Origin of the sequence: Nonomuraea sp. NPDC050786 (assembly GCF_040654115.1) — a bacterium.
Classification (GTDB): domain Bacteria; phylum Actinomycetota; class Actinomycetes; order Streptosporangiales; family Streptosporangiaceae; genus Nonomuraea.
Map to the genome: position 1 here is coordinate 41,592 of NZ_JBFAHJ010000032.1, position 15,014 is coordinate 56,605.

General features: G+C 70.6%; 15 protein-coding genes. 4 read left to right on the plus strand and 11 right to left on the minus strand.

Annotation, left to right across the window (positions count from 1 at the left end):
• Positions 1-5: 5 nt before the first annotated feature.
• Positions 6-1,124 carry an FAD-binding oxidoreductase gene (locus tag AB0H84_RS41630; protein WP_357617333.1) on the plus strand — a complete coding sequence of 373 codons (1,119 nt, stop codon included), beginning with the start codon at positions 6-8 and terminating at the stop codon, positions 1,122-1,124.
• Between the two features lie 56 nt (positions 1,125-1,180).
• Here the strand turns inward: AB0H84_RS41630 and AB0H84_RS41635 are convergent, their stop codons facing one another.
• The 6 genes from AB0H84_RS41635 to AB0H84_RS41660 all read right to left on the minus strand — a co-directional run bounded on the left by AB0H84_RS41635 (position 1,181) and on the right by AB0H84_RS41660 (position 6,973).
• Positions 1,181-2,059: a hypothetical protein gene (locus tag AB0H84_RS41635; RefSeq protein WP_357617335.1), complete on the minus strand. Its 879-nt coding sequence runs from the start codon at positions 2,057-2,059 to the stop codon at positions 1,181-1,183.
• A 130-nt stretch (positions 2,060-2,189) separates the two neighbouring features.
• Entirely contained in the window at positions 2,190-3,263 is a 1,074-nt protein-coding gene (locus AB0H84_RS41640; RefSeq protein WP_357617336.1) for a hypothetical protein, read from the minus strand.
• Positions 3,260-4,312, minus strand: coding sequence for a polyamine ABC transporter substrate-binding protein (locus tag AB0H84_RS41645; protein WP_357617338.1), 1,053 nt, complete (start codon positions 4,310-4,312; stop codon positions 3,260-3,262). Before AB0H84_RS41645 ends, AB0H84_RS41640 begins: the two co-directional genes overlap by 4 nt.
• Positions 4,313-4,416: 104 nt before the next feature.
• Positions 4,417-5,397 (minus strand): ABC transporter ATP-binding protein, encoded by a 981-nt coding sequence (locus AB0H84_RS41650; RefSeq protein WP_357617340.1) that lies wholly within the window; start codon positions 5,395-5,397, stop codon positions 4,417-4,419.
• A complete protein-coding gene (locus AB0H84_RS41655; protein WP_357617342.1) occupies positions 5,394-6,185 on the minus strand; it encodes an ABC transporter permease in 792 nt (263 codons plus the stop codon). Before AB0H84_RS41655 ends, AB0H84_RS41650 begins: the two co-directional genes overlap by 4 nt.
• Positions 6,182-6,973 carry an ABC transporter permease gene (locus tag AB0H84_RS41660; RefSeq protein ID WP_357617344.1) on the minus strand — a complete coding sequence of 264 codons (792 nt, stop codon included), beginning with the start codon at positions 6,971-6,973 and terminating at the stop codon, positions 6,182-6,184. Before AB0H84_RS41660 ends, AB0H84_RS41655 begins: the two co-directional genes overlap by 4 nt.
• A gap of 171 nt (positions 6,974-7,144) precedes the next feature.
• Here AB0H84_RS41660 and AB0H84_RS41665 point away from each other — a divergent pair, with 171 nt between their 5' ends.
• The gene (locus AB0H84_RS41665; RefSeq protein ID WP_357617346.1) at positions 7,145-8,086 is read left to right on the plus strand and encodes a LacI family DNA-binding transcriptional regulator; all 942 of its coding nucleotides are present in this window, start codon (positions 7,145-7,147) and stop codon (positions 8,084-8,086) included.
• A 72-nt stretch (positions 8,087-8,158) separates the two neighbouring features.
• Here AB0H84_RS41665 and AB0H84_RS41670 read toward each other — a convergent pair whose 3' ends face one another.
• The 3 genes from AB0H84_RS41670 to AB0H84_RS41680 all read right to left on the minus strand — a co-directional run bounded on the left by AB0H84_RS41670 (position 8,159) and on the right by AB0H84_RS41680 (position 10,566).
• The gene (locus AB0H84_RS41670) at positions 8,159-8,386 is read right to left on the minus strand and encodes a hypothetical protein (RefSeq protein ID WP_357617348.1); all 228 of its coding nucleotides are present in this window, start codon (positions 8,384-8,386) and stop codon (positions 8,159-8,161) included.
• Between the two features lie 248 nt (positions 8,387-8,634).
• Positions 8,635-9,855 (minus strand): cytochrome P450, encoded by a 1,221-nt coding sequence (locus tag AB0H84_RS41675; protein ID WP_357617350.1) that lies wholly within the window; start codon positions 9,853-9,855, stop codon positions 8,635-8,637.
• A 252-nt stretch (positions 9,856-10,107) separates the two neighbouring features.
• Complete coding sequence (locus AB0H84_RS41680; RefSeq protein ID WP_357617352.1) at positions 10,108-10,566, minus strand: MarR family winged helix-turn-helix transcriptional regulator; 459 nt, start codon at positions 10,564-10,566, stop codon at positions 10,108-10,110.
• Positions 10,567-10,664: 98 nt separating this feature from the next.
• On the opposite strand from AB0H84_RS41680, the gene AB0H84_RS41685 reads away from it, so the two are divergent.
• Both AB0H84_RS41685 and AB0H84_RS41690 read left to right on the plus strand, forming a co-directional pair.
• Positions 10,665-12,062, plus strand: coding sequence for an FAD-binding protein (locus AB0H84_RS41685; protein WP_357617354.1), 1,398 nt, complete (start codon positions 10,665-10,667; stop codon positions 12,060-12,062).
• A gap of 198 nt (positions 12,063-12,260) precedes the next feature.
• Positions 12,261-12,560: a hypothetical protein gene (locus tag AB0H84_RS41690; protein WP_357617356.1), complete on the plus strand. Its 300-nt coding sequence runs from the start codon at positions 12,261-12,263 to the stop codon at positions 12,558-12,560.
• 37 nt (positions 12,561-12,597) lie between these two features.
• On the opposite strand, the gene AB0H84_RS41695 is transcribed toward AB0H84_RS41690, so the two are convergent.
• On the minus strand, positions 12,598-12,840 hold the full coding sequence (locus AB0H84_RS41695; RefSeq protein WP_357617358.1) for a hypothetical protein: 243 nt from the start codon (positions 12,838-12,840) through the stop codon (positions 12,598-12,600).
• Positions 12,841-12,850: 10 nt separating this feature from the next.
• On the minus strand, positions 12,851-15,014 hold a 2,164-nt coding region (locus tag AB0H84_RS41700), incomplete at its 5' end, for a hypothetical protein (RefSeq protein WP_357617360.1).

The window sequence follows — 15,014 nt, forward strand, 5'->3', positions numbered from 1 at the left end:
CCTTCATGAGCAGCACCCAGCCCCGGACCGTCGTCGTCGGCGGCGGCATCATCGGGGTCTCCACCGCCCGCCATCTCGCCCGGGCCGGTGCCGACGTCACATTGATCACCGAGGGGGAGCTGACCAGCAACGCTTCTGGCCGTTCGCTGTCGTGGCTCAACTCCGCGGGCGTGCGCGGCGAGGAGTACCACCGGCTGCGGCTGGCCGGGATCGACCGCTACCGGACCCTGGCGGCCCAGCACCCGGGCCTCAGCTGGATGCGCTTCGACGGCGGACTGACCTGGGAGGCGCCGGAGAACGCCGACGACCTGCACCGGATCCACGAGTACGAGCTGGCGCACGGCTACGACAGCCACCTGATCCACCCGGACCGGGTGGCCGAATACACCCCCGGCATCGACCCGGCGGCCATCTCACCGGCCGGTGCCATCTGGAACCCGGGCGAAGGCTGGGTGGACCTGCCGAACCTCGCCCAGCACCTGATCAAGGAGTTCGCCGAGCACGGCGGCCGCCTGGTGACCAACGCGGGACCGGCCCGGGTCGAGACCGCGGGCGGATCGGTGTCCGGGGTCCGCACCGCCGAGGGCGAGTCGTACGCCGCCGACACGGTGGTGCTGGCCACCGGCCCTGCGGTGCCGGCGATGGCCGCCGAGCTCGGCGTCGCCATCCCGGACCAGACGCCGATCTCCCTGCTGGTGACGACCAAGCCGGTCGACACGCCGCTGCGCGCGGTGCTCAACACCCCCCGGGCCGCGGTCCGCCCGGCCCCGCACGGCGCCCTCGCGGTCGACTCGGACTGGACCACGGCGAGCATCCGCCCGGCCGCCGACGGCGGCTTCGCCGTCTCCGAGGAGGTCGTGGCGGAGCTGCTGGCGGAGGCCTCCCGGCTGCTGGCCGGCAACCCGCGACTGGAGCCGGAGCGCCTGGCGATGGGGCCCAAACCGATCCCCGGCGACGGCGATCCGGTGCTCGGCCGGGTCGACGAGGTCGGCGGCCTCTGGGCCGCCTTCACCCACAGCGGCGCCACACTCGCGCTGATCGCGGGCGAGCTGCTGGCGTACGAGATCGGCACGGGCCGGGCGCACCCCATGCTGGCCCCGTTCAACGCCCGCCGGTTCCGGTAGTCCGGCGGTCAGGGGCGGACGGCACTCCCGTCCGCCCCTGACCGGGACGCCAGGTGCTAGGAGAACCAGTTGGCGCCGAGCTCCTGGATGGTCCTGCTGCCCTTGGGCACCAGCAGCGCCTCACTCAGCACCTGGTTGACGCTCTTGGCGTCATTGACCATGGCGAACAGGAAGAACGAGCCGCCGTCCGCCGTACGGAAGCCGAAGACCGAACCGTGGCCGGCGAACGCGACGTACAGCCCCTTCTGCACGGCGCGGAACGCCTTGCGGCTGTAGCTGTTCCTGGCCAGGCGGTAGCCGGAAGCGCCCTCCTTCTTCCTGCCGTTCCAGAAGTTCTGGTACTCCTCGGTCACCGCGCGGGCCATGGCGTCGTCCATGTCGGTGACGTAGCCGTCGGCGTCGAGCAGCGGCTCGGGCATCCGCCGGCCCCAGTGCACCGGGGTCGCGACGGCCAGCTTGAAGGGCTGTCCGGGGGAGCGGAAGAACGCGAGCACGTGCGGGCGGGCATGGCCCTTGGTGTCGGCATAGGTCGCCTGCGCGATGAACCAGTCGCCGATCGACGGCTGCCGCTCCGGCCTGGGCAGGTAGAGCGTCGGGGCGCCGGTCAGATTGATCGGCTTGTGCCCCGGCTGCCACCCGAAGGTCTCGTGGTTGCGTTCGAGCACGCCCTCGTGCAGCGCCCCCTCGACGAACAGCGCTTCGAGCCGGGTGTTCTGCCGCCACCACTTGCGCTTCTTGAGCGTCGCGTTGTACTTGCCCACCCACTCCCGCAGGGCCTGACCCGCCTGGGGGACGGTCAGCGCCGCCCTGGCGGCGGAGGGAGTGGGGGCGGCGCTCGTGGGAGACGCCGCCGGGGTGGGCGTGGGCGCGCCGGCGGGCCGGGGGACCAGCCGCTGAACCGCACCGCAGCCGGACAGGCTCAGGACAAGAGCCACGATCAGCAGCCTTCCGCGCACCGGAACCGACCCCCAAGAACAGGCAAAGACATGACCGAAACGAACATATCGGACAGGGCGGCTGAGCCGAGGCGCATGCGACGGCTCGGCTACCTGCCCGGCCGGCCGCTCACTCCATGCTCGCGAGCTCTCTCTCGAAGCGCTCGCGCAGCGCGTCCTTCTCGGGCTCCGGCAGCCAGCACGCCTCCACCCCGGCCAGCGCCATCGCTCGCAACCGCTCATCCGTCACGGCGAGCTGGCCGGAGAGGATCCGATACTCGTTCGCCAGCGACGTCGGGAACATCCCGGGGTCGTCGGAAGCGGGAATGACGTTGAGCCCGGCGTCGAGCATCGCCGCGATCGACGCCCGCCGCCACGGCCGCCACGAGCGCCGCGAGGTGGTCGAGATGACCGTGAACGGGATCTGCTCGTCCCTGACCCTGGCCACCACCTCGTCGTCCTCGAGGACGAAGTAGCCGTGGTCGATCCGGTCGCACCCGAGCACGTCGAGGCAGGTGATCGTGTTCGCGGCGACGGGCGCGTGCTCGGAGGAGTGAGCGGTACGGCGGAGCCCGGCCGCACCGGCGAGCCGGAAGGCGGCCTCGAACCGCTCGGGCGGCCCGGCGGTCTCCAGGTTGTCCAGCCCGATCCCCGCCACGTAGTCGTGCGGGTGGTCCACCACCGTGCGTACCCAGGAGAGCGCCTCCTCTCCCGACTTGCTCCGGTCGATGGCCGCGATGAGCCGGCCCGACATGCCGAAGTCGCGCTCCGCCATCCTGATGCCCTCGGCGTACGCCTCGATCACCGCGGCGTAGCCGAGCTTCTCCTGATGTTCGGTCAGCGCGTCGAAGGAGAGCTCGAGATGCCTGGTCGCGCTGGTCCGGTGGGCGGCCTCGAACGCCTCGTAGGTGATCCTGGTGAGGTCGTCGGCCTCGCGCAGGACCTGGAGAACCCACGAGGACACCTGGAACAGGGAGTAGGAGACCTCGGGCTCGTCCGCGCTCCTGCCCTGCGGAACCGCGATCCGGGTGTCCAGGTAGAGAGCCGGGTCCGGCGGGAGCGAGTTCACGTCCGCGTAGATCCGCTCGGGCGTGTCGGGCAGGTCGAGCCCCTCCCGCCTGGCCAGCTCGGCGAAGGTCGAGGCACGCACGGTGCCGATGAGGTGGCAGTGCAGATCGACCTTGGGCATCAGGTCCAGGTTCACTTGCCGGCCACCTCGCGGGTGAAGCGGTCGACCCAGGTGGCGCGGGTGTCGACGAGCTGCGCGGGGTCGAGGGTCTTGAACCCGGCGGCCACGGGGTCCTTCGCCGCCTCACCCGTCACCTTGGCGATGTCGGCCGGGACCTCGGCCTTCGGGTTCGTGGGCAGGTCACCGACGGCCTTCGCCATCGCGCTCTGCGCCTCGGCCGAGAGCATGTAGTCGATGAACTTCGCCGCCCCCTGCTGGTTGCGCGCGCCCTTGGGGATCATCGCCCGGTTGGTGGCCATGTAGCGGCCCTTGGCGGGAGCCGTCCAGGCGATCGGCTCGCCCGAGGTGACGAGCTTGGTGGCGAAGCCGCTCAGCGCGTCGGCGGCGACGATCTCACCCTGGGTCAGCAGGTTCGTGACCTCGGTCGAGGAGGTGTAGAACTGCAGGACATTCGGCGCCCAGCCGGCCAGGGTCTTGAACGAGGTGTCGACGTCGTAGGGGCCCTTGCCGTACGACTCGCCCACCCCCGAGACCATGAGCTGACCGGCGGTCACCGAGATATCGGGAAGCGCGACCTTCTTCTTGTTCGCCGGGTCCGCGAACAGCGCCCAGTCGGCGGCCTGCTTCTCGTTGAGCTTGCCGGTGTTGTAGATGATCCCGTTGAGCTGGTGCGTGTAGGCCGGCCCGTCGTAGGCGCCCTCGGTCGCGAACGGCGCGAGCTCCTTCATGGTGGGTACGTCGACCTTCTGGAAGAGGCCGTCCTTCTGCCCGAGCGCGGCGAAGTAGTCGGAGATCAGCACCACGTCCGCCTCCGGCTCGCCCTTGGCGAGCTTCAGCTTCGACAGCCGGTCGGAGTTGGAGCCGGTGTCCAGCTCGACCTTGATCCCCGTCTGCTTGGTGAACGGAGCGACGACCGCCTGCTCGAACTCCTTCACACCGAAGGGGAAGGTGCTGACAACGATGGTGTTCTGATCGGCCTGCTTCTCACCGGAGCCGGAGCCGGAACATCCGGCTGCGGCGAGCACTGTCAGAGCAGCGGCCAGTACGGCGCGGCGCGTGGGCATGGTCGTTCCTTCTTTCAACGGGCTTTCAACGGCTTGAGCGGCTTCGGCGGGCTTGGGCGGGCCTGTGCCGGGCTTGGGCGGGCTTCAGCGTGGTTCGGCAAGCTTCAGCGGGGGAGCGGGACCAGGTGATCGTCCGGCGTGAGCACCGTGACGCTCGATCCGGGCGTCAGGGGCTTCGCGCTGCCGCGTACGTCGGCGAGCAGCCTGACGGTCGCACCCGACGGGTCGACCACGTCGAGCGAGACCAGCAGATCGACGCCGCGGAAAGCCACGTCGACCACCGTCGCGTCGAGTCCGTGACCTTCCTCGGCGATGCGCAGATGCTCGGGCCGGATGGTCAGGGGAGTGCCGTCGGCCGCGGTGAGGAAGTTCTCGTAGCCAAGGAACTCGGCGACGAACCGGTCGGCCGGACGGGGGAAGACGTGCTGGGGCGAGCCCTGCTGCACGATCCTGCCCTCGTTCATGACGACCATCTCGTCGGACATCTCCAGCGCCTCGTCCTGGTCATGGGTGACGAGGATGACGGTCAGCTCGGTCTCCGCCTGGATGCGCCTGATCTCGGCCCGCATCTGCACGCGCAGGCGCGCGTCGAGGTTGGACAGCGGCTCGTCGAGCAGCAGGAGCTTGGGCCTGATCGCGATCGCCCTGGCCAGCGCGACCCGCTGCTGCTGCCCGCCGGAGAGCTTCTTCGGCTTGCGGCCGGCCAGGTGCGCGAGCCCGACGAGCTCGAGCGTCTCCATGACCCGCGACCGCCTTTCCGCGGACGGCACCTTGCGCAGCTTGAGCCCGTACCCGACGTTGTCGGCCACCGTCATGTGCGGGAACAGCGCGTACGACTGGAAGACCATCCCCAGATCCCGCTTCTCCGGCGGCGTGCGCGTGCTGTCGACCCCGTCGATGCGGATCGTCCCCGACGTCGGCAGGGAGTAGCCCGCGACCATCCTGAGCGTGGTGGTCTTGCCGCAGCCGCTCGGGCCCAGCAGCGTCGTCAGCTTCCCTGACGGCACGGCGAGGTCGATGTCGTCGACGGCGGTGAAGGAGCCGAACCTCTGGGTGACTCCGATCAACTCGGCGGCGGCGGTCATTGGTTGATCCCTCCGAAGATCTTGGCGAATCCGACCGTGCGCTCGGCGATCACCGCGATGACCACGGTGGCGGCCAGGATGAGGGTGGACGCGGCGGCGACCATCGGGTCATAGGACTGCTGCACGTAGTCGAGCATCGTCACCGGCAGCGTCCGGAAGTCGCGCCCCTGCAGCAGGAGCGAGAGCGGCACGTTGTTGAACGACGTGACCACGCTGAGCAGCCCGGCGGAGAAGATCCCCGGACGCAGGACGGGCAACGTCACGTTGAAGAACGCACGCAGCGGCGAGGCGCCCAGACCCCGGGCGGCCTCCTCGAGCGTGGGGTCGGCCAGCGCGAGCGAGGCCCCGGTCACGCGTACCGCGTAAGGCAGCATCAGCGCCGTGTGCCCGACCAGCAGGGTGCTGAAGTTGTCCAGGTCCAGGCCGATCATCAGCTGCTGGAACAGCGCGAGGCCCACGACCAGCTCGGGGACGATGAGCGGCGACAGGAACAACCCCTCGACCAGGCTCTTGCCAGGGAGCCTGCCACGGTGGACGGCGAGCGTGACAGGCACGCCGATCAGCAGCGCGAGCGCGGTGGCGAGCACGGCGAGCTCCAGGCTGGAGATCGCGGCTTCCATGAACGGCTCGTAGCCGAGCGCCTCGTCGAACCAGCGCAGCGAGATCCCGTCCGGCGGGAACCGCAGGGTGCTTCCCGCCGTGAAGGCGGTGGCGACCACGAACATGATCGGCACGATCATGATGACGTAGCCGACGACCGCGAGCGCCGCCGTGATCGGCCGCTTCATGAGGTGGCCCCCTTCCGGCCGATCAGCGAGGACAGCCCGGAGACCAGGAAGACCAGGACCGTCATGATGAGCGCCGTTGCCGAGGCGGAGGCCCACTCGACCGTGGTGCTCGCGTAGTTGAACAGCTGCGTGGAGAGCATCCGCTGGCTGGACCCGCCGAGCAGATAGGGCGTGGTGTAGGCGGTGACGGACCCCGCGAAGACCAGGGTGGCGGCCACCACGATGCCCGGCATGGTCAGCGGGATGACGACGTTCCACATCGTACGGATCCTGCTCGCGCCGAGCCCGCGCGAGGCGTCGTCCAGGCCGGGATCGACCTGCGCGACGGCCGAGTAGCAGGAGATGATCGCCAGCGGCAGGAAGAGCTGGGTGAGGCCGAGGACGATCGCCAGCTTGGTGTAGAGCAGCTGCGGCGCCACGTCGACGACGCCGAGCTGGACGAGCAGCTGGCCGAGCGCCCCCTTGGAGCCGAGGATCACCAGCCAGCCGAACGTCCGCACCACGTTGCTCAGCATCAATGGGAAGATCGCCACTGCCAGGAAGACGCCGCTCCAGCGCGACGGCGAGCGGGCCAGCCAGTAGGCGATGGGAAAGCCGAGGACGACGCAGATGATCGTGACAGCCAGGGCCAGCCCGACCGTGCGCCCGATCACCTCCAGGTCGTAGGGGTCCTTGAGCATCTCGCCCAGGCGCGCGAAGATCTCGCTGGTCGGGACATCCGGCGGCGCGAAGAGCATCGCGGCGGAGGGGATGAGGAAACCTGCGACGAGAAGGACGAGACCAGGCACCAGTAGAAGGGCCGATGTGCGGGAGATGTCGGCGTCCTTTCTCAGTGGCGTACGCTTGGATGGAACCGGTTGCGGAACCGGTTGCATGAGCCTGACCATAGATTATGAGCGGCCTCGCGCACAAACCCCCTGTGTGGATTCCGGGTCACGACGACAACTCAAGGAGGATGGGTGCCGACACTCGCGGACGTCGCCGCGCTGGCCGGGGTCTCCAAGGCGACGGCCTCCCGGGCCCTGGGCCGGCCCGACCTGGCCGCCCCGGAAACGGTGGCCCGCGTCCGCGCAGCCGCCGAACAGCTCGGGTTCGTCCCCAACCGGGCAGCCACCCAGCTGGCCCGCGGCCGGACCGGGGTGGTCGCCGTCGTGGTGCCCACGCTCGACAACACGTTCTTCACCCCGATCATCAGCGGCGCCCAGGCACGCGCGGCCGACTCGGGCATGCAGCTGACCATCGCGGTGCACTCCCTGGAGCACTCGGCCCAGCTCGCCGCGGTCGAGCAACTCGCGCACCAGGTCGACGGCTTCCTGCTGGCCGCTCCCCGAGGTTCGGACGAGATCGTCCGCGCCGCCGCGTCGTTCAAGCCGACGGTGCTCATCGACCGCGAGATCGAGGGCATGACCTCGGCGGTCGCCGACACGGCCACCGCCTTCGGCGCGCTCGTCAGCTGGTTCGTCGCGAAGGGCCACGAGCGCATCGTCTACATCGGCGGCCCGGCGGGCTCCTGGCAGGACCGCCAGCGCCAGGCGGCCATCCGCGCCGCGGCCGAGTCGAGCGGCGCGACGCTGACCATGCTCGGCCCCTACCCCTCGACGTTCGCCGCCGGAGTCGAGGCGGCGGAGGCCGTGGTGGCCGCCCGCGCCACCGCCGTGGTCCCGTACGCGACCTCCATCGGCCTCGGCCTCATGTTCGTCCTGCTCCGCCGCGGAATCCGCGATGTCGTGGTCAGCTCGGAACGCATGATCGTCGATAGCCTCGGCCTGGGCGACGTTCCCTCGATCGACGTGGACGGCGAGAAGCTCGGGGAGGTGGCCATGGACCAGCTCATGACCCTGCTCGGGGAGCGCAGGGAGGCACCGCCCACCAGACGCCGCCTCACCGTCCCGATCAGCTAGGCGGATCGCCCGGATCCGGTCCGCCTCGCGGCCCTCACCGAGGAGGCCGTCCGGCTGAGGGCGAGCAATCCGTCACCGGATCGGGACCCCGTGGCCACCCGCACCGTGCACGCCCGCCCGCCCGCGTCGTGCACGCCCGCCCGCGTCGTGCACGCCCGCCCGCGTCGTGCACGCCCGCCCGCGTCGTGCACGCCCGCCCGCGTCGTGCACGCCCGCCCGCGTCGTGGCCGGCCGCGCCGCGCTGTGCGCCGCGGCGGCCACCGTCGCGTCGGGCGCGGGCGCGCCCAATACGCCACCCATCTTTCCTCGCCTACACGCGCCACCTCGCGCCGAACACCAACAGCCAGGCCCTGCTGCCCTCCATCCACGTCCGGCACGCCGGTGCCCGGCCAGGACAGGCTCGATCGGAGCGCCGCCAACCGGGTGCTCACCGGCCATCGCGACCACGCCATCCGGCCCTCGTCATCCGGCCCTCGTCATCCACGAACGTCTGATCCATGACCATCCATGACAACGGGCATCGGCCACCCTCAGCCGGCGGGTCCTGATCAGCCGAAGCGCAGCGGTAGCGCATCCGGACCCTGGATCCCGAGGGGTCCTTGCCAGGTGATCGGCCCCACAACGGAGGGCGGCCCCAGCCGTTCGGCGAGGATGGGAAGCGCCTCCCCTATCTCGACGCGAGCCAGAGCCGAGCCCAGGCAGTGGTGCGGGCCCGCACCGAACTGCAGTGGGGGCTTCTCTCTGACGGCCGTGATGTCGAAGCGATCGGCGTTCTTGTGGGCGCGCGGGTCGCGCTGGGCGATGCTCACGCACATGATGAGGAAGGTGCCGCGCGCGATGTGCAATCCCTCATAGTCGAAGTCCTCCGCGGCGAACCGGTAGATGGAGCCCGCCGAGGGAAGCCAGCGCATCACCTCTTCGACGGCCTGGGCAGCCAGCTCCGGCCGCTGCCCCAGCAGGGTCCACTGGTCGGGGTGCTCGGAGAAGGCGACCATGGCGTTCGCGAGCTGGTACCGGGTGTTGTCCTGCGCGCCGAACACGAGCGTGACCAGGAGGTTGCGCAACTCGTCCTTGCTGACGCGGCCGTCGTCGGCTTGATAGGCGGCGACCAGGGCGGAGCTGAGGTCGTCGGTGGGCCTGGCCGATTTCTCCTCGATGAGGAAGTCGGCGTAGTCGTTCAGACCGCGTACCGCGGCTTCCACTCTGGTGACGACATCGCCCCCGGCCGCGAGGCTGAAGACCAGGCCGATGTCCCTCGTCCAGGTGCCGAAGACGTCGTAGTCCTCGGGCGGCACGCCCAGCAACCGGCACATGACCGCCAGCGGCAGCCGGGAGCCGAAATCCTCGACGAACTCGCACACTCCGGCCGACGCCAGGCCCTCGGTCAGCTGCTCGACATGCGCCCGGATGAACGGCCGCAGGCTCTCCACCGTACGCGCGGTGAACGCCTTGCTCATCAGGCGGCGCAGGCGGCGATGGTCCTCTCCGTCGTGGTTGACGATCATCGGGACGAACCACTCGTAAATCGGACCGTCGAAGATCCCGTTCGTCTCCAGATACCGCTTGCCGTTGTGGTCCAGCCTCCGGTCGCGTAAAAGGTCGTTGGCCTGCTCATATCGCAGCACGAGCAGCCCTAGGGGGCTTGTCGCGTACCAGCTTTGCGCCTGGGCCGCGAAGACCTCAGGTGCGCCGAAGTCGAAAGCCGGATCCAGCACATCGAGGAACGGCACGTTCTGGGAAGAGGGCTCCTGGCCCACGGATGTCGACAACGTCGTCCTCCCTGCAGAGATGGGCGTACCGTCCACACTCCCCGACACCCGGGCGAAAATGAAGTAACGCGTTGCTCACTCTTCTGGATTATGGCCGTCCGTCCAGTCGCCGGCCATTACCCGCCGGATCGACGATTTACCGGTAATTCCAAATTCCTCAAGAACGCGACGCTGTCGTGGCCCCACACCGGGTACGGCAAAGGCCCGTCACCGGCGACGATATTGGCCTACTGCCGATCATCGAATGACGCATCAGCCGTGCCTGTCGGCGTGATGATCGACGACGCGGGTGAGCAGGTCGATCAGGTTACGCCGGTCGGCGGCGGGCAGCGCGGCGAGGAACTCGTCCTGGGCGGCGGCGACCAGTCGGTCGAGGTGGGCCAGTTGCTCTCGGCCTGCCGCGGTGATGGTGATGACGTTGCGCCGGCGATCTTTCAGGTCGGGTGCGCGCTCGAGAAGTCGCCGTTCGGCGAGGTCGTTGACGATCGCCACCATGTCGCTGCGGTCGATGCCGGTGCGGCGGCCGAGGGCGGCCTGGCTGGCCGGCCCGTACTCCTCCAGCGTGGCGAGCAGGGAGTAGTGGTAGCGCCGAACGCCGGCCTGGGCGAACGCTTGATCGACGATCCGGTTGGCGGTCTGTGCCGCCTGGTTGGTCAACCTGCTCGGCAGCGTGCGCAGCCGCTGCGGCGGCGTTCCCTCTGCGGCGTCCACGGAGGCACTCTAGCAAATTGTTGGCCCTACCCACGATTATGTGTATCGTTGGTGCAACCAACATTGGTTGGGCCAACGGTTTCCTTGTGTGAAGGCGGATGACTGACATGCTGAATGCGAACTCTGCGGCCGACGCGCCGATCCGGGGCCGCACGCTCCACCCCGGTGACGAGGGCTTTGAGGAAGCTTGCTCCGGCTGGTTGCTGACGGTTGAGCACCGGCCCGCGGTGGTCGTGGTCGCCGCCGACGCGGATGACGTGGCCGCCGCCGTCCGGTTCGCGGCGGAGGCGGGACGCCCGGTCGCGGTGCAGTCCACCGGGCACGGCAAGTCGGTGCCTGCGGATGGAGCCGTGTTCATCGCCACCGGGCAGCTGCGCGAGCTGTCGGTGGACCCGCGTGCCGGCACCGCGAGGATCGGAGCCGGGCTGCGGTGGGGCGAGGTGCTCGCCGCAGCGGCCGAGCACGGCCTCGCGCCGCTGTGCGGCTCCTCCGGCCAGGTCGGGGTGATGGGCTACCTGACCGGCGGCGGGCTCCCGCTGGCCGCCCGCACGTACGGCTTCGCCGCCGACCGCGTCCGCTCGCTCGACATCGTCACCGCCGATGGCCTGCTCCGCACCGTCTCGCCCGACCAGGAGCCCGACCTGTTCTGGGCGGTGCGGGGCGGCAAGAGCAACTTCGGTGTCGTGGTCGCGGCCGAGATCGAGCTGCTGCCGCTGCGCACGGTCTACGGTGGTGAGCTCTACTACCCGGGCGAGGACCCCGGGCACGCTGCCCGCGTGCTCGGCTCCTACCTGGCCTGGGTCAAGGAGCAGCCCGACGAGATGTCGTCGTCCGTGACGCTGCTGCGCCTCCCCGACGTGCCGCAGCTGCCCGAGGAGTTCCGCGGCCGCTCGTTCGTGCAGGTCCGGGTGGTCTACACGGGGGACGAGGAGCAGGGCGCGCGGCTGGTGCAGCCGTTGCGCGCGCTCGGCCCGGAGAAGGACGCCTGCGGCGCCATGCCGTACACGCAGATCACCGAGATCTACCAGGACCCCAAGAACCCCGTCATGGCGCACCTGCGCAGCGCGCTGCTGCACGAGCTGGACGACGAGGCCGTGGCGGAGCTGGTCTCGTTCATCGACCCGTCGACGCCCGGGGGCCCGTTCCCCGGCATCGAGCTACGTCACCTGGGTGGGGCGCTGAATCGCCCGCCCGGCCGCCCGCACGCGGTCAGCACGCAGGGCGCGGCCTTCCACCTGTGGCTGCGGACGCCGGCTCCGGCCGGGCAGGCCGACGCGGCGCGCAAGGCCGCCGACGCGGCGCTGGAGCGGCTCCGGCGCTGGGACACCGGCGCCATGCTGCCGGGGTTCCTGTTCGACCACGACTCGGCTCCCGAGCGGGTCAGCCGGGCCTACACCGAGGCGGACTACCGGCGGCTGGCCGCACTGAAGGCGCAATACGACCCGAACCAGCTTTTCCGCCCCAACCACAACATCCCGCCGGTTCTCGAGCACTGACTTCCGCTCCCACCCCGGGCTCCAGCATGCGGCTGCTACGGCAACCAGCAACGCATGAGACCGGCGCCGGGCGCAAACCCGGTGCCGTGACATATGTCCTGTCATTGTCCTGGTCCGCTCCCGGCGGGACGGCAAGAATTCACGCACGAAGAAGGCCGAGCGCGTACCGGTCGCGCACATACAGGAAGGCGCTTCAACATGACCATCGGCAAAAGAGTGGCAATAGTGGCTTCGGCGTTCGCCGTCGCCGGTATCACCCTGACGGCTTCGGCCCAAGCGGCATCCGCGGCGCCGCCCAACCTGCCGCCGGCGGCGATCCCGCCGCCCAGGTGCATTCCGCAGAGCCAGTACGACCAGCCGTACGAATGGGAATACCAGTTCACCAAGACCCTGGGCAAGGGCGGCCACGGCGTCCGTACCCACGTGTTTGCTATTTACTATGCGCCCTCCAACATATACACCCTCTCGACGAAGGTGACGTGCAGCGTGAGATTCTGAAAACGTAGCGATGCCGGGGTGGCGGGTCGCCCCGGGGTCAGGAGCTCGCCTCGTCCGCGTAGCGGCTCAGGCACTGCGCGGACTTCTCCAGGTCGGCGGCGGCCGCCGCGCAGGCAGCGAGGTGGGCGGTCACCGATGCGTGCAGCCAATGCGGTGCCCCGCCACCGGCCTCCAGCCCTGCCTCGATCGCGCGCAGGCGCTCGGCGCAGGCGGCGAGGGCGCGCGCGTCCGAACGCAGGACTTCGGCATGGGCGATGATCGCGGCGAGCTGGGCGGACATGGCTCCTCCGTCAGGCCGGCGGCACCGGGACGGCGGCGTCCCGGAGCGTCTGGCGGGTGGCGGTCGACAGGCACAGCACCGGGCGGGCCCCGTCGAGCGCCAGTTCGCGGAGCTGGGCGGCCAGCGGGTGGGCCGACTGCGGCTCGACGATCAGCCGCAGTGCCGGCGCCGCGTGCAGCCGGGCCTGGCCGCGGGTCCGTACGCAGGAGCGCAGCACGGCACCGGCCTCCCGCGCGTAGCCGACCAGGCCGGGATCGCTCAGGGGCAGCCCCGGACCGAGCCGTCCCCGCAGGGTGAGGATCTGGCCGACGGCGACGTGGGCGGACCGGGTGCCGAGCCGGAGTTCCAGCGGCGTCAGGTACGTCTCGCCGCCCCACAGTCGCGGGCCGAGGGCGCGGACGACCGTGGTGTCGACCGCGGAGCCGACGAGGAAGGTGCCGGAGCGGCGCAGGTCCGCCGCCCGCAGCAGGTCAGGCCAGACGGAAAGGCAGGAGCGTCGCCTCAGCGGCCCGGACCCGACGGGAGAACGGGAGCGTCGACGTAACGGGCCGGGCACGACGACGCCGACCTGCAGCTCCCCGTAGCCGCCCGCACTGGTGTCCCGGTTCGAGGCGGCGTGCACGGCGACCAGCGCACGGCCCGCCACCTGTACGGCGGGACCGAGCCCCGTCCCCTCCAGCAGGCCGGCCGCCGCTGCCGGGCGCACCGCGAAGTACGCCGTGAGCGCGTTGCCGTCGCGGCACCTGATCGGCAGCTCGACGGCTCCCTCGGGACCGTCCACGGAGCGGGTGGGGACCGTCAGGAAGGGGAACTCCTCCGGGTCGGGCGGGCGGTCGAACAGCAGGTACGCCTGGGAGCGCACGACCTGCCCCCGGAACGGCGTGAGCCGCTCGTCGATGTGATCGCGAGCCTCGGGCAGGTCGTCGGCCAGGTTGGCGAGGTACTGCTCGATGCTGTGGCATTGCGGGAACAGGTGGGTGGAATCGCCGTAGTCGACCACGTACCAGTCGGGATGCAGGTCGAAGCAGTTGCCGGCGCCCTGCCCGTCGAGGGTGGGGATGATGTCGTGCTGGTTGGTGACGCTGGCCACCCAGGTACGCGGGTCGGCGGGGCGTTTGAAGTCGACGGGCGAGCCGACGGCGACGGCGTGGGTGACCGTGTGACGGGCGCAGAAGTCGGGGTCCTGCGCCAGGTTCATGATCGCCGCCCCGCCCGCACTGTGTCCGACGAGCGCCAGCTCGGCGCCCGGAGGCGGCCCGTAGTCGGCGACGGCCTCGGCCAGGGCGCGGCTGTAGGGGCTGCTGGACAGGACGGCGCTGCTGAACGCGCCGAGCAGGTCCTGGGGCGATTCGCCGTCGGGACGTCCCACTCGCATGCCCGGCGCCTGGAGGACGTGGCGGATCACACCGTCGGGTCCTTCGACGCTCTGGATGAGGGCCCGCCCGGTGGTGCCGATCGTGCGGATGTTGGTCAGGAAGCCGAGCAGCGACCCCCGCGTGCAGAGCCGGGCCGACTCGGCTGCGGTCAGCTCGATCCGGCGCGCGGCGCCTTCCCCGGTGTCGAGGACGGCGATGGCCCTGTTGCTCATGCCGAGGATCGGATCGGCGGTGGCGAAGCCCTTTCCCGTCGCGATGAGCCAGGCGGTGGCGTCGTTGAGCGGGTTCTCGTCCAGCAGCGCGCGCAGCGCGAGGACCTCGCCGAAGACCGGGGCGAGCTGGCTGAGCGCGCGCACCGCACCACGGTCCTTGAGCAGGGCGCGCAGGGCACGTACGGCCTCCAGATCGCGGTCGGCGGCGGCCGCGTCGATGAGCCGGGCGAGCATGGGGTCCCCGGTCAGCTCGGGGTGAGCGACCGCCACGGCCGCCACGCGCAACCGCAGCGACGTGGCCAGCACGCGTACGGCCAGACTCTCGGCCCCCAGCATGGCACCGGCCTTGGCGGCCACAGTGGCCAGCCGGCCGCCAGTGAACGCGCACCCGAGGCCCTGACCGTTCGTCGTGGCCCGCAGCAGCGCGCGGTAGGCGGGCCGGGCCGCCGCTGGAGCCTGCGGCAGGGCGCGGAGCAGCGCGTCGTCGGTGAGCGCGGCCGTGGCGTGAGCCGCCGCGTCCTGGATCGTGAGCGCGATGTCCACCAGCTCGCGTGCCGCGGCGCGCAGCGGCCCGGCGGCCGGATCG

Coding starts and splice junctions, on each gene's coding strand:
- AB0H84_RS41630 (WP_357617333.1), top strand. CDS start 6: ATGAGCAGCACCCAGCCCCGGACCGTCGTCGTCGGCGGCGGCATCATC.
- AB0H84_RS41645 (WP_357617338.1), bottom strand. CDS start 4,312: ATGCCCACGCGCCGCGCCGTACTGGCCGCTGCTCTGACAGTGCTCGCC.
- AB0H84_RS41650 (WP_357617340.1), bottom strand. CDS start 5,397: ATGACCGCCGCCGCCGAGTTGATCGGAGTCACCCAGAGGTTCGGCTCC.
- AB0H84_RS41655 (WP_357617342.1), bottom strand. CDS start 6,185: ATGAAGCGGCCGATCACGGCGGCGCTCGCGGTCGTCGGCTACGTCATC.
- AB0H84_RS41670 (WP_357617348.1), bottom strand. CDS start 8,386: ATGGGTGGCGTATTGGGCGCGCCCGCGCCCGACGCGACGGTGGCCGCC.
- AB0H84_RS41685 (WP_357617354.1), top strand. CDS start 10,665: ATGACTGACATGCTGAATGCGAACTCTGCGGCCGACGCGCCGATCCGG.
- AB0H84_RS41690 (WP_357617356.1), top strand. CDS start 12,261: ATGACCATCGGCAAAAGAGTGGCAATAGTGGCTTCGGCGTTCGCCGTC.
- AB0H84_RS41695 (WP_357617358.1), bottom strand. CDS start 12,840: ATGTCCGCCCAGCTCGCCGCGATCATCGCCCATGCCGAAGTCCTGCGT.